Source organism: Streptomyces sp. NEAU-YJ-81 (genome assembly GCF_017592595.1).
In the GTDB taxonomy this organism is placed as follows: domain Bacteria; phylum Actinomycetota; class Actinomycetes; order Streptomycetales; family Streptomycetaceae; genus Streptomyces; species Streptomyces hygroscopicus_B.
This window is the reverse complement of the sequence record NZ_JAGFNO010000002.1, coordinates 394,899-406,887: the sequence shown is the minus strand read 5'-3', so window position 1 is coordinate 406,887 and position 11,989 is coordinate 394,899. Positions and strand designations below refer to the sequence as shown.

Annotated in this window: 15 protein-coding genes and 1 tRNA gene; 6 read left to right on the top strand and 10 right to left on the bottom strand. The window is 70.5% G+C overall.

Annotated features, from left to right (window positions below; translation table 11 throughout):
- The first annotated feature begins 16 nt into the window (after window positions 1-16).
- Together J5X86_RS50465 and J5X86_RS07355 are read left to right on the top strand one after the other, a co-directional pair.
- Entirely contained in the window at window positions 17-202 is a 186-nt protein-coding gene (locus J5X86_RS50465; RefSeq protein ID WP_243979658.1) for a hypothetical protein, read from the top strand.
- Complete coding sequence (locus J5X86_RS07355) at window positions 199-453, top strand: hypothetical protein (protein ID WP_208515950.1); 255 nt, start codon at window positions 199-201, stop codon at window positions 451-453. Before J5X86_RS50465 ends, J5X86_RS07355 begins: the two co-directional genes overlap by 4 nt.
- Window positions 454-1,195: 742 nt before the next feature.
- On the opposite strand, the gene J5X86_RS07350 is transcribed toward J5X86_RS07355, so the two are convergent.
- Window positions 1,196-1,993, bottom strand: a complete 798-nt coding sequence (locus J5X86_RS07350; RefSeq protein WP_208515949.1) for an exodeoxyribonuclease III — start codon at window positions 1,991-1,993, stop codon at window positions 1,196-1,198.
- A 63-nt stretch (window positions 1,994-2,056) separates the two neighbouring features.
- Here J5X86_RS07350 and J5X86_RS07345 point away from each other — a divergent pair, with 63 nt between their 5' ends.
- On the top strand, window positions 2,057-2,587 hold the full coding sequence (locus tag J5X86_RS07345; RefSeq protein ID WP_208515948.1) for a GNAT family N-acetyltransferase: 531 nt from the start codon (window positions 2,057-2,059) through the stop codon (window positions 2,585-2,587).
- 61 nt (window positions 2,588-2,648) lie between these two features.
- On the opposite strand, the gene J5X86_RS07340 is transcribed toward J5X86_RS07345, so the two are convergent.
- Window positions 2,649-3,815, bottom strand: coding sequence for a serine protease (locus tag J5X86_RS07340; RefSeq protein ID WP_208515947.1), 1,167 nt, complete (start codon window positions 3,813-3,815; stop codon window positions 2,649-2,651).
- A 323-nt stretch (window positions 3,816-4,138) separates the two neighbouring features.
- Between J5X86_RS07340 and J5X86_RS07335 the strand changes: the two genes are divergently transcribed.
- Entirely contained in the window at window positions 4,139-4,639 is a 501-nt protein-coding gene (locus J5X86_RS07335; RefSeq protein ID WP_208515946.1) for a Dps family protein, read from the top strand.
- A 94-nt stretch (window positions 4,640-4,733) separates the two neighbouring features.
- Here the strand turns inward: J5X86_RS07335 and J5X86_RS07330 are convergent, their stop codons facing one another.
- The gene (locus J5X86_RS07330; protein ID WP_208515945.1) at window positions 4,734-5,324 is read right to left on the bottom strand and encodes a hypothetical protein; all 591 of its coding nucleotides are present in this window, start codon (window positions 5,322-5,324) and stop codon (window positions 4,734-4,736) included.
- 274 nt (window positions 5,325-5,598) lie between these two features.
- On the opposite strand from J5X86_RS07330, the gene J5X86_RS07325 reads away from it, so the two are divergent.
- Window positions 5,599-5,724: an integrase gene (locus J5X86_RS07325; RefSeq protein ID WP_208515944.1), complete on the top strand. Its 126-nt coding sequence runs from the start codon at window positions 5,599-5,601 to the stop codon at window positions 5,722-5,724.
- Window positions 5,725-5,797: 73 nt separating this feature from the next.
- Here J5X86_RS07325 and J5X86_RS07320 read toward each other — a convergent pair.
- The 7 genes from J5X86_RS07320 to galU form a co-directional block, all read right to left on the bottom strand.
- Window positions 5,798-5,871 (bottom strand) — tRNA-Ala (locus J5X86_RS07320).
- 75 nt (window positions 5,872-5,946) lie between these two features.
- Window positions 5,947-7,134 (bottom strand): gephyrin-like molybdotransferase receptor GlpR, encoded by a 1,188-nt coding sequence (gene glpR / locus J5X86_RS07315; RefSeq protein WP_308124461.1) that lies wholly within the window; start codon window positions 7,132-7,134, stop codon window positions 5,947-5,949.
- 142 nt (window positions 7,135-7,276) lie between these two features.
- Window positions 7,277-7,900: a GNAT family N-acetyltransferase gene (locus J5X86_RS07310; protein WP_208516139.1), complete on the bottom strand. Its 624-nt coding sequence runs from the start codon at window positions 7,898-7,900 to the stop codon at window positions 7,277-7,279.
- Window positions 7,897-8,448: a molybdenum cofactor biosynthesis protein B gene (locus J5X86_RS07305; protein ID WP_208515942.1), complete on the bottom strand. Its 552-nt coding sequence runs from the start codon at window positions 8,446-8,448 to the stop codon at window positions 7,897-7,899. The genes J5X86_RS07310 and J5X86_RS07305 overlap by 4 nt, the downstream gene beginning before the upstream one ends.
- Window positions 8,445-8,927 carry a cyclic pyranopterin monophosphate synthase MoaC gene (gene moaC / locus J5X86_RS07300; RefSeq protein ID WP_208515941.1) on the bottom strand — a complete coding sequence of 161 codons (483 nt, stop codon included), beginning with the start codon at window positions 8,925-8,927 and terminating at the stop codon, window positions 8,445-8,447. Before moaC ends, J5X86_RS07305 begins: the two co-directional genes overlap by 4 nt.
- Window positions 8,928-8,992: 65 nt before the next feature.
- The gene (gene glp / locus J5X86_RS07295; RefSeq protein ID WP_208515940.1) at window positions 8,993-10,312 is read right to left on the bottom strand and encodes a gephyrin-like molybdotransferase Glp; all 1,320 of its coding nucleotides are present in this window, start codon (window positions 10,310-10,312) and stop codon (window positions 8,993-8,995) included.
- Window positions 10,313-10,316: 4 nt separating this feature from the next.
- Window positions 10,317-11,219, bottom strand: a complete 903-nt coding sequence (gene galU, locus J5X86_RS07290; protein ID WP_208515939.1) for a UTP--glucose-1-phosphate uridylyltransferase GalU — start codon at window positions 11,217-11,219, stop codon at window positions 10,317-10,319.
- Window positions 11,220-11,301: 82 nt separating this feature from the next.
- Between galU and J5X86_RS07285 the strand changes: the two genes are divergently transcribed.
- A complete protein-coding gene (locus J5X86_RS07285; RefSeq protein ID WP_208515938.1) occupies window positions 11,302-11,904 on the top strand; it encodes a 5-formyltetrahydrofolate cyclo-ligase in 603 nt (200 codons plus the stop codon).
- Window positions 11,905-11,989 lie beyond the last annotated feature (85 nt).

The following is an 11,989-nucleotide window of genomic DNA, read 5'->3' as shown; positions in this document are numbered from 1 at the left end:
GTCTCTCGCCAAGGGCATGTTGGACACCGGTCTCCGCATCGAACCGGACGAGTGCGGCTATCTGATGAAGCGCCTCACCGAATGCCTGGTGGACGTGCTCCGCGTGGCGGAGTCCCGGGGCGGACGTCTCCCGGCCCCGAACCCGCTGGAGCCCGAGGCGGAGCGTGTGCTGGAGGACAAGTCCCAGGAGGCCACGTCATGAGCCGACGCACGCAGTCAACGCCCATGTCCGCGCCCCTGCCTGACGGCTGGACGTACTTCCTCTCGGAGGCGGACCCGGTACCCGGCGGCCAGCTCCCCCAGTGGTACGCCACTGCTCCGTACCGCATTCCCCTGCTCCCGCCGGGGAAGGGCAGGGGGAAGCTGGACCAGACCGTGAGCGCGCCCACCTGGGCCGAACTTCATCGCCTGGTCGCTGAGCAGGTGGAGACGTACAACAGGCTGACGGGATGACTGCCGATCCGTATGCGGAGACCGCGTACGAGGGGTCGAAGGTCGGCTGGTGGACGAAGTACGGAGGCGCCCGGGACCCCGTTTCCGGCGTCGTCATCATCCCGGCGGGGGCTGACCTCCCGCCATGCCCGTACCCGTGCGCTCACTGCCGCCGGAAGGGCCTCCAACCGCAGACAGGGGAGACAGATGGGGAAGCCGCAGAGGGAGCGTCCAGCGGACATGCGGGGGGATCACGAGTGGTTCCCAGGGACCATCGGGGATGACCTGCTGACTGTGCATAAGTTCAGCGTGACGCCCCTGGTTCCACGGTGTGAGGCCGAGGTCTCCACAAAGCGAGAGGTGTCCAGGTGGCAGCGACGGGTGAACTGCCCGGCCTGTCTGGCTGCTGACTGAGCCACCGCACGGCCGACCGGCCGGAGCGGGCCCAGGCCCCGTCCATGCGCTCCCCCGTGGCGATGGGCGGGGCCTTGCCTTGCCTGTGCCCCTCCGACCAACAGAGGGCGCCGTGCACGAAGGGGCACCGGGACGCCCTGGCCCAGGCTGAGGCTCATTACCGGCTGAAGGGTCCGACCTGTCGTTGGCGTTCTCCTGGTCCGTCAGCATCGAGCGGCCAGTCCGGCGAAACGCCCCTGCCCGGTATGCGTCGGTGGGGGTGCGGAACCTATCCGCTGGTGAACGACAACGACCGTGGCCCCTGGCATCACCAGGGACCCTATGTGTGTCGCAATTCACTCAGGCGCATCTAGCGGTTGAACACGACTGTCACAGGAGCATGGTCTGACCAGCGCTCTTCGTATGTAGCGGGCCGCTCCACGTACGCCTTCACGGCACGCTCAGCGATGCCTGGCGTTGTGCAAACTAGGTCGATGCGCCAGCCCGCGTCATTGTCGAAGGCCCGCCCGCGGTAGGACCACCACGAGTACGGACCGGCGACGTCCGGATGCAGGGCGCGCACCACGTCCACGTACCCCGCCTCCTCGAAGACGCTGGTCAGCCAGGCGCGCTCCGCCGGCAGGAACCCGGACTTCTTCTGGTTGGCCTTCCAGTTCTTGAGGTCGGCCTCCTGGTGGGCGATGTTCCAGTCGCCGGCCACCAGCGCCTCGCGCCCGCCGGCCGCCGCCCGTTCGCGCAGCTCCTTCAGATACGGAAGGAACTCCGCCATGAAGCGCTCCTTCTCGTCCTGGCGGTCCGTGCCGACCTCACCCGAGGGGAGATACAGGCTGCCGACGGTCACGCCGGGCAGATCGACCTCCACATAGCGGCCGCTGCCGTCGAACTCGGACGACCCGAAGCCGACCCGGACGCCCTCCAGCTCGCGCCGGGCGTACACCGACACCCCGGCCCGGCCCTTGGCCGCCGCGGGGGCGTGCACCACATGCCAGCCGTCGGGTTCGCGGACCGCCTCCGGCAGCTCCTTGGGTTCGGCGCGTACCTCCTGGAGGCACACCACATCGGCCGCGGTAGCGTCCAGCCAAGGGCCGAAGCCCTTCTTGGCGGCGGCGCGCAGCCCGTTTACATTCACGGTCGTCACGGTGAGCACCTCCGGCACGATACGCGACAAAAACCACGCGCCCATCCACTGCATAGAAGTACGATTCGACGCATGAATATTCAACCAATCCGCTACGACCACCCCGACGCCCTCAAACTCGACGAGGAAGTGCAGGCGGAGTACGCCGTGCGCTACGGCGAGGGCGATCTGACGCCCATGGACGCGGCCCACTTCGACCCGCCGCACGGCCTCTACCTCATGGCCTACGACCCGGACGGCACCCCGGTCGCGACCGGCGGCTGGCGCAGCCAGGAGCGCAGCGAAGAGGGTTACGAGGACGGCGACGCCGAGATCAAGCGGATGTTCGTGGTGCGCGCGGCGCGGGGGCGCGGGCTGGCCCGGCGGATCCTCGCGGCGCTGGAGGACAGCGCGCGCGAGGCGGGGCGGGTGCGGATGGTCCTGGAGACCGGCACCGAGCAGCCCGAGGCCATTGAGCTGTACACCTCGTCCGGCTACGCACCGGTGACGAAGTTCGGGCTCTACCGCTTCGAGGAGAGCAGCCGCTGCTACGCCAAGCTCCTTACGGGCGCGCCCGTAGAGCCATCCACAAGCCCATCCGTAAAGCCATCCGTAAGGCCATGACGAGGGGCCCGCTCCGGATCCGGAGCGGGCCCCTTACGTCTGCCGTGCGACTGCGGGCCGGTCAACCCTGACCGGCGTACTTCTTGCTGATGGCCTCGAACACGCCCTTCGCCTCGGCCCCCAGATGCGGACCGGCGAGCCAGGTGTGTCCGTAAGAGCCGATCGAACTGTTGGACACCAGCACCGTCTTGCCGTCGTTGTTGACGAACCAGCCGCCGCCCGAGGTACCGCCGGTCATCGAGCAGCCGATCCGGTACATCGTCGGCGAGGTGGGCGAGAACGACAGCCGACCCGGCCTGCTGGTGCAGTTGAACATCTTCGCCCCGTCGTAGGGCGGGGCCTGCGGATAGCCGTACGCGCCGATCGAGCTCACCCGGTCCGCCGACGGCGCCCCGAACCACACCGGCACCGAGGCCCCGACCGTCTCCTGCAGCGACTTGCCACCGCCGCCCTCGGGCTTCACATGCAGCACCCCGAAGTCGTACGCCGACCCCACCCCGCCGGTCTTACCGCCGTTCGCGATCCACTCGGACGAGGTCTGCGACCAGTCCGCCCACCACACGCCGTAGGGGCTGACCTCGTTCTGGGCCGCCGTCTGGGTCTGCTCGGCCCCCAGTCCGTTGTCGTTGTACGAGGGCACGAAGACGATGTTCCGCATCCAGCCGCCCTTCTTGCCGGAGTGCACACAGTGGCCCGCGGTCCACACCAGGTTGGACTTCCCCGGATGCGCCGGGTCGTCGACAACCGTGCCGGAGCACACCATCGGCCCCTCGGGGCTGTCGAAGAACACCTTCCCGACCGGCGCCATGTTCTGGTGGTACGGCCGCGAGACCTGCTTGGCCGGCACGGCGGGCGGCTCGGGGTCGGTGGCCGCCTGGTTCTGGCCGGTGCTCTGTGTGGAGACGGTGGTCGACGAGTCCTTCGCCTTGGCCATCCGGGACGGCTGCCAGAAGTTCTTGATTATCGGATTGGCGAATTCCGATGCCTTGCGGGCCCACTTGTCCCAGTCCTTCCAGCCGCCCTCCTTCCACTTCTTCAGGTCGTCCAGACTCGTCGGGACGCCTTCCGGCAGCTGGATCCCGTCCTCGGCCTGCTGCCCGGCGGGCGCGGCCGAGGAGTCCGACGCGGAAGCCGCCTCGTCGTCACCGGGCCCGCAGGCGGAAGCGGAGACCACCAGCAGCGCGGTCATGGCCGCGACCGCCACGGTGGAACGGCGTATGAGTGGCATGGAGCCTTATCCCCCTGTTGTGGTGCAGTTGTTGTGCTGTGCTGTGTCGCGTCTGCCCTACGGCGCTTTCACGCCACGAAGCCACTGGACAGGGCATCTACTATGCCCGCGCCCCTGGCCTGCGCCATCACCTGTCCCCCGGCCCGCACCAAACACGAACGCGGTCAGCACGATTCCATGACATCGCCGATCTCGGGCGTCCACCCGACTGGATCAGGCGCGGTGGCGGCGGAGAGAGACCTCCATAGGCTGGATCGCATAGGAAGTCGGGCCTTCTGTTCCAGGGGTCTGCCGTGCCGTGATGTTTGCGAAGGAGACACGCCATGCCCGCTTCTGCCGGGGGTTCCCGACGCTCGGAGACCGATGCCGCCGGACTCACGGCCTCGCCGCAGTTCGCCCAGGCGTTGCAGCAGATCGTGGTGGATCTCGTCGAACTGCACCTCCAGGGAAAGCAGGCCCACTGGAACGTGGTCGGCCACAACTTCCGGGACCTGCATCTGCAGCTCGATCAGATCGTCGACGACGCCCGGGAATCGGCCGACACCATCGCCGAGCGCATGCGCGCTCTCGCCACCGTGCCGGACGGCCGCTCCGACACCGTCGCGGCGACCACCACACTCCCCGCGTTCCCGGCGGGAGAGGTGAATGTGAGCGCCGTTGTCGACCTCGTCACCACGCGCCTGCGCACCACCGTCGACACGCTGCGCACCCACCACGACCAGATCGACAACGAGGACCCCTCCACGGCCGACCTGCTGCACGCGATCATCGACTCCCTGGAGAAGCACGCCTGGATGGTCAGCGCGGAAAACCGATCCGTCTGACACCACTGCTGCTGGGCTGGTCAGCCCGTCGGGGGACGGGCCGACTCGAAACCCCACTTGGCTGACGGGTGGCAATCACGACGACGTCACTCAGTCATGCGTCACCGAGCCCCGCACGACGATAGACATGCACGATATTCTCCGCTTCCCGCCGCACGCGTTCGTCCGCATCGCTCTCGGCCATCACCTTCACGATGGGAAAAAGCTCGGGCCATTCCATGTAGGCGGTGGTTCGGGCGGCCGCGGCCCGCACCATGGGCTGTTCATTCGCCAACCCGTGTGCCAGCGGCGGCATGAACTCCGCGAAGTGGACAGGAGGAGCACCCAGGCCGAGACGGAAGAGGGACTGGGCCAGGCGACGAGGGTCCATCTCCTCGTAAGGCGCTTCGCGGAGCTCCGCCAGGGACCAGGTGTCCAACTCGTGTTCCGCTTCCCCGAGCAATTGACCGAGCCGTTCGCGGTCGGCGCCGTAGAAGAAGCAGCTGAATTCCCCGGAGTCGCGATCGCGCGTGGCCTGGAAGTGGATGCCGTCGTCCACTGACCAGATCCTCGACTTCCGTCCGGTGCCACTGTCCTCGGTGGGCTGCTCGAGCCAGCCTTGTCGCTCGGCGAGGGCCTCGGCCGCTGCCCAGTCACGCTGCTTCAGCACCAGGCGCCGGGTGCGGGTGGGAGCGTCCGTTGGCATGTGACCCCTCTTGTCTCTTTCCGGTGTTCAGGGCCTCGTCGGCCCTCTTGCTCCAGTACACCGCCAGCCCCACCCTTCACCAGCGCTCGGGCTTCCGTGTCATCGGCACCGCCCTGGCCCGAGCCGACTTGCATAAGGCTCTGGCCGGTTGAGGGTTGATCGCGGTCGAACAGGTCACGCTGTTGGTGCTGTCCGAATGGATAACGAACGCCGAGCGTGACCCCACGGACAGCCGTGGGCAAGGCGGTCTGGGCAGTCCTCGCGCTGCATCGCGATGCGGATCCTGCGGCACAGCAAGATCGCGGTGACCATGGAGATCTACACGCACGTCCCGTCCGAGGCCACCCGTAAGGCGCTGTGGGGGCTCGGCAAACAGCTGGGGAAGCAAGATCGGAAGTAATTACTGCACTTCGCTGCTGTACGGCACCAGAAAGCCCCCGCCGAATTTCCCCGGCGGGGGCTTTGAGCTGCGGTGGACCTGAGGGGATTTGAACCCCTGACCCCCTCGATGCGAACGAGGTGCGCTACCAGTCTGCGCCACAGGCCCTTGCAACGAGTGAAACTCTAGCATCCCCTCCGGGGTGCTTGGTAATCCGTTCCTCGCTGGTCAGTGAAGGGCCCGTCACTCGTTGGCAGCACGCGGCCGGTCCTCGTCGGCGTACTGGTCGAAGAGGGGAGTGCGGCCGCGGTCGCGGGCGCCGCGGGGCGGGGTGGCGGCCGGGTCCGGGGCCGGGGCGGGGCTCTGGGCGGAGGTGGGGTCGACGGTGCTGGAGCGGGCGGAGCTCCAGGCGTCGGGGGCGGCCAGGTCGACGCTGCCGGTGGCGCGCGGGGCGACTGGGGCGGTGACGTAGGTGGGCAGCGGGACGGGCACCGGCTCCCAGCCCGCCCCGGCGGCCGGGCCCCGCTCGCGCTCGCGCTCCTGGTCCACCCACTCGGCGTGATCGGTCTGCTCGACCAGCGCGCGGCGCCCGGCCGCGTGCCGGGAGGGCACGGGCGCGGGGGCGGGCTCGGCCTCAGCGGGGGCGGGAGGGCCTGCGGGGCCATCGTCGGCGGTCCGGCTCTCGGCGGGCGGATGGGCCCGGGGGCGGCGCTCCCGCAGCCGCTGCGCGGCCTGCTCGGCGTGGCGCTGGTCCATGGTGAACGCGAAGCGGCGGCGCTCCTGGGCGCGGAGGTAGGCGATATAGGCGCTGAGCAGTATGGCCGGGATGCCCGGGGCCCACAGGAAGGCGAGGCCACCGACGGCGGCGGCGATCGCGCCGAGGGTGAAGGCGAGGAAGAGCATCACGGTGGTGCGGCGGCGGCGCGCGAGCACTCGCGCGCGCCGTCCACGGTCCAGCGCGCTCCAGGCTCCGCTGCCGCCCGCGCCGCCCGCGCCTCCCCCGCCGCGCGCACCCCCGGCCGCCGGTGCCGGCGCGGCCTCGGAGGGGGCTTCGGCGGCGGGAGCGGGGGCGCGCAGGGTTACGGGGTCGGCGAAGGCCCGGACGTCGACCGCGTCGGTCACCGCTTCCGGGTCGGCCGCGTAGCGCCCCGGCCCGGACGCGGGGGCGCCCCCTGCGGCGGGGGCGTCCGCGTCCTCGGCGGTGCGCTCCACGGGGTCGTCCGCCTGGTCCCCGGGGCGCTCGAGGTCCGCACGGCTCTTGGCGTAACGGCGCTCCATGCCCGCCCGTCCGGACAGCAGCCGGATGGCGGTGCTGAAGCGTTCCGTCGGACGGGCCTCATTGAGCTCGTCCTGCCTACGAAGCCACATCGGCACCAAATAGGCGGCCCAGGCCCCGACGATGACTGCGTAGATGAGGCCACTGCTGCTCACGCTCACACGGTAGAGGGGTCCGCATGAGGCCATCTGCCAATTGGCGCGGTGTGTCGCACGATCTGGCTGATATCTCGAAAGTTTTTTGTGATTGATGGGATGACCAGGCTGGAAATGTTCTCCCGTTATTCGAACAGGTATTTCATTTCTGCGACGCGCCTGGTCGGGTCCGGTGCCACCGGCTCAGCAGTCCCTCGGACAGTTCCTCCACCGTGAGCGCGTAGACCAGGTGATCCCGCCATGCGCCGTCGATGTGGAGATAGCGCGGCCGCAGTCCCTCCTGGCGGAATCCGAGTTTCTCCACCACCCGGCGGCTGGGCAGGTTCTCGGGCCGGATGCACACCTCGACGCGGTGCAGTCCGACGGCGCGGAAGCAATGGTCGACGGCGAGCGCGACGGCGGTCGGCATCACTCCGCGCCCGGCCACCGACTGGTCGATCCAATAGCCGACGTGGCCCGAGCACATCGACCCCCAGGTGATCCCGGCGACCGTCAACTGCCCGGCCAGCCGCCCCTGGTACTCGATGATGAACGGCAGCATCCGCCCCGCGTGCGCCTCCGCCCGCAGATGGCGGACCATCTGCCGGTAGGTGGGCCGGTGGGTGACGGGGCCGCCCGGCGGGGGCGGCGGGATGGTCGCCTCCCAGCGCCGCAGCCACTCCCGGTTGCGCTGGTTGACCTCGCGCCAGGCGCGCTGGTCGCGCAGCTTTATGGGGCGGAGGACGGTGTCGCCGTCCGCCAGTGCGACCGGCCAGGGGGCGTTCAGCGCGCGCTCCCGTCCGGCCCCGCGGAATCGGCGGGAGCAGCGGGGTCGGCGGGTCTGCGGTGGTCCCCGCCGTGGATCTGGTCGACCGCGTGGGCCAGGAGGCGGCCGAGCACCTTAAGGCCGTCACGCACGCCTCCGGTGGAGCCGGGCAGATTGACGATCAGGGTGGTGCCGGCGACCCCGGCGAGCCCCCGGGAGAGCGCGGCGGTGGGCACCTTGGCGAGCCCCTCGGCGCGGATGGCCTCCGCGATGCCGGGGATCTCGTAGTCCAGGACGCCGCGGGTGGCCTCCGGCGTGCGGTCGGTGGGGGTGAGACCGGTGCCGCCGGTGGTCACCACGACGTCGTACGAGGCGGCCACGGCGTCCCGCAGGGCGGCCTCCACCGGATCGCCGTCGGGCACCACGCGCGGGCCGTCCACGGCGAAGCCGAGGGCGGCCAGCCCCTCGGCGATCAGCGGGCCCCCGGTGTCGGCGTAGACCCCGGCGGCGGCGCGGTTGGAGGCGGTGACGACCAGGGCGCGGCGGTGCGGCGCCGCTGAGCCGCTCATGTCCGGCTCCAGTCGCCGGACTTACCGCCCGTCTTCTCCTCCACCCGGACGTCGGTGATGACAGCTCCCTTGTCGACGGCCTTGACCATGTCGATCACCGTCAGGGCGGCGACCGAGACCGCCGTAAGGGCCTCCATCTCCACGCCCGTGCGGTCCGTGGTCCTCACGGTGGCGGTGATCTCGACGGCGTCGTCGGCGACCGCGAGGTCCACCGTGACGCCCGACACCGCGAGCGGATGACACAGCGGGATCAGGTCCGGGGTCCGCTTGGCGCCCATGATGCCCGCGATCCGGGCCGTGGCGAGGGCGTCGCCCTTGGGGAGGCCCTCGCCGCGCAGCAGTTCCACGACGCGCGGCGCGACGCGTACGCGGCCGCTCGCCCGGGCGGTGCGCGCGGTGACGTCCTTGGCCGAGACGTCGACCATGCGGGCGGCACCCGACGGGTCGAGGTGGGTGAGATGGTCCTGGGCGCTGCTCATCGTTCTCCCGGTCCGGGCCAGGTGGCTCCTGTGTGGGACGACACCGTACCCGCCGCTGATGGCGGCTAGGCCAGCAGGACGACGTCCACCTCGGCGCCGGGGGCGACCTTGGTGACGTCCTCGGGGACGACGATCAGCGCGTTGGCGTGTGCCATGGCCTTGATCAGGTGCGATCCCGCGCCGCCCACCGGGCTGACGGTGGCCGGGCCGTCGATCGTGGCCGGCTCGTACCAGCCGCGCAGGAACTGGCGTCTGTCCTTGGGCGAGGAGGCGACGCCCTCGGGGCAGACCGCCCGCTCGATGGTGCGGTGGATGTCGGTGCCGCCCAGCATGGTGCGGATGACGGGGCGCACGAAGAGCTCGAAGGAGACGTAAGAGCTCACCGGGTTGCCGGGCAGGGCGATCAGCGGGGTGTCCTCCGGGCCGACGCGGCCGAAGCCCTGGGGCTTGCCGGGCTGCATGGCCAGCTTGCGGAAGTGCACCTCGTGCATCGCCTCCTTGACCACGTCGTACGCGCCGACGCTGACCCCGCCGCTGGTGACGACGACATCGGCGCGGACCAGCTGGTCCTCGACGGCGGCGCGCAGCGTCGCCGCGTCGTCGGCCACCGCGCCCACCCGGTAGGCGATCGCGCCGGCCTCCCGGGCGGCGGCGGTGAGCTGGAAGCTGTTGGAGTCGTGGATCCGGCCGGGGCCCACGTCCTCACCGGGCTGGACCAGCTCGCTGCCGGTGGAGATCACGACCACCCGCGGCCGGGGCCGCACCTTCACGGTGGCGCGGCCGAGCGCGGCCAGCAGCCCGATCTGCGGGGCGCCCAGGAGCGTGCCGGCGCGCAGCGCGAGCTCGCCCGCGTCCGCGTCGCTGCCCCGGGTGCGCACGTGCTGGCCCTCCCGCACCGGGCGGAAGACGCGCACCCTGCCGCTTCCGCCGTGGGGGTCCGAGCCGCGCGCGGGCATATGGGTGACCGGCCCGCTGTCGAGGCCGCCGTCGGTCCACTCGACGGGGACGACGGCCTGGCCGCCGGGCGGGGTCGGGGCGCCGGTCATGATCCGGGCCGCCTCGCCGGGGCCCACGGCGGGCAGGTCACCACTGCCCGCCGCGATGTCGCCGACGACGGTCAGCACCGCGGGATGGTCCTCGGTCGCGGCCGCGACGTCAGCCGTACGGACGGCATAGCCGTCCATGGAGCTGTTGTCGAACGGCGGAAGGGCGCCGGGGACGGTGACGTCCTCCACCAGGACGCAGCCCTGGGCTTCGAGCAACTGCAGCTCGATGGGCTCCAGCGGGTGGACATGCCCGAGGATGTCGTCGAGGTGCTCGGCCACCGTCCAGACCCGGTCCTGGTCCGGGCCGTGATCGGCGGCCCGTTCTGCGGTGCTGCTCAAGGTGCTACATCTCCTCAGTGACGTAACTGCGAAGCCATTCCCGGAACTCCGGGCCCAGGTCTTCACGTTCGCACGCGAGTCTGACAATGGCACGCAGATAGTCGCTACGGTCGCCTGTGTCGTAACGGCGTCCCTTGAAGACGACGCCATGCACCGGGCCGCCGAGGTCCGGACTGGAGGCTAGCGCCTGCAGGGCGTCGGTGAGCTGGATCTCGCCACCGCGGCCCGGCTCGGTCCTGCGCAGCACCCCGAAGACGGCCGGGTCGAGCACATAGCGGCCGATGACGGCGTAGTTGCTGGGCGCGTCCGCGGGGTCGGGCTTCTCGACCAGGCCGGTGACCTGGACGACGTCGTCGTCCACGGTCGGCTTGACCGCCGCGCAGCCGTAGAGGTGGATCTGTGCCGGGTCCACCTCCATCAGGGCGATGACGCTGCCGCCGTGCTGCTCCTGGATGTCGACCATGCGGGCCAGAAGCGGGTCGCGGGCATCGATGAGGTCGTCGCCGAGGAGGACGGCAAAAGGCTGGTCACCTACGTGCGGGGCGGCACAGAGCACGGCGTGGCCGAGACCCTTGGGGTCTCCCTGGCGGACGTAGTGCATGGTCGCAAGGTCGCTGGACTCCTGGACGCGGGCGAGTCGGGTCTCGTCGCCCTTGCGGGTCAGTGCCTCTTCGAGCTCGTAGTTGCGGTCGAAGTGGTCTTCCAGGGGTCGCTTGTTACGACCGGTGACCATGAGGACGTCGGACAGTCCGGCGGTGACGGCTTCCTCGACGACGTACTGGATCGCCGGCTTGTCGACGACCGGCAGCATCTCCTTGGGGGTGGCCTTGGTGGCCGGAAGAAAGCGGGTTCCGAGCCCCGCGGCAGGGATGACAGCCTTGCTGATCCGAGTACGCGATTGAGTCATGTTCCGAACCCTATCCGGTCCCTTTGGGACGAATGATGAGCATTCGGTGAATATGGCATGAGACAGGAAGATTGCGCACCCAGTGATCAACTTCGACGGTAGTAAGCGCGCATTGCGGAGACGTCACCTGACGATGAGGTCCAGGTTTACGGCGGATGACATCGAGAAGGCCGGCGCCGCTCTGGCGTGTCGTGCCCTGGAGCTTCCCGAGATCGCCGGGGCGGCCACGGTGGCAGCCTATGTGTCCGTGGGGAGCGAGCCCGGTACGCACGCCCTGAGGGAGGCCCTGCGCGCCCGGGGGGTGCGGGTGCTGCTTCCGGTGCTGCTCGAGGACGACGATCTCGACTGGGGCGAGGACGAGGGGCCGGAGCGGCTGGTGCCCGCCCGGCGCGGCCTCCTGGAGCCCGAGGGGCCGCGGCTCGGCCCCGAGGCGGTGACCCGGGCGGACGTGGTGCTGCTGCCCGGGCTCGCGGTGGACCGGCGCGGGATGCGGCTGGGCCGCGGCGGCGGCTCGTACGACCGGGTGCTGGCCCGGCTGGCAGGGGCGGGGGCCGATCCGGCGCTGGTGGTGCTGCTGTACGACGGTGAACTGCTGGACGAGGTGCCCGAGGAGGGCCACGACCGCCCGGTGCACGCGGCGGTGACCCCGTCGGGCCTCCACCGCTTCACGCCGCGGCCCCGCTGAAGGCGCCCGGAGGCGTCTCCCGGCGGGGCCGCGAGGGTCGGCGGGCCCGGGACCGGCCGGGAGCGGAAACGCCCCTCAGACGGCC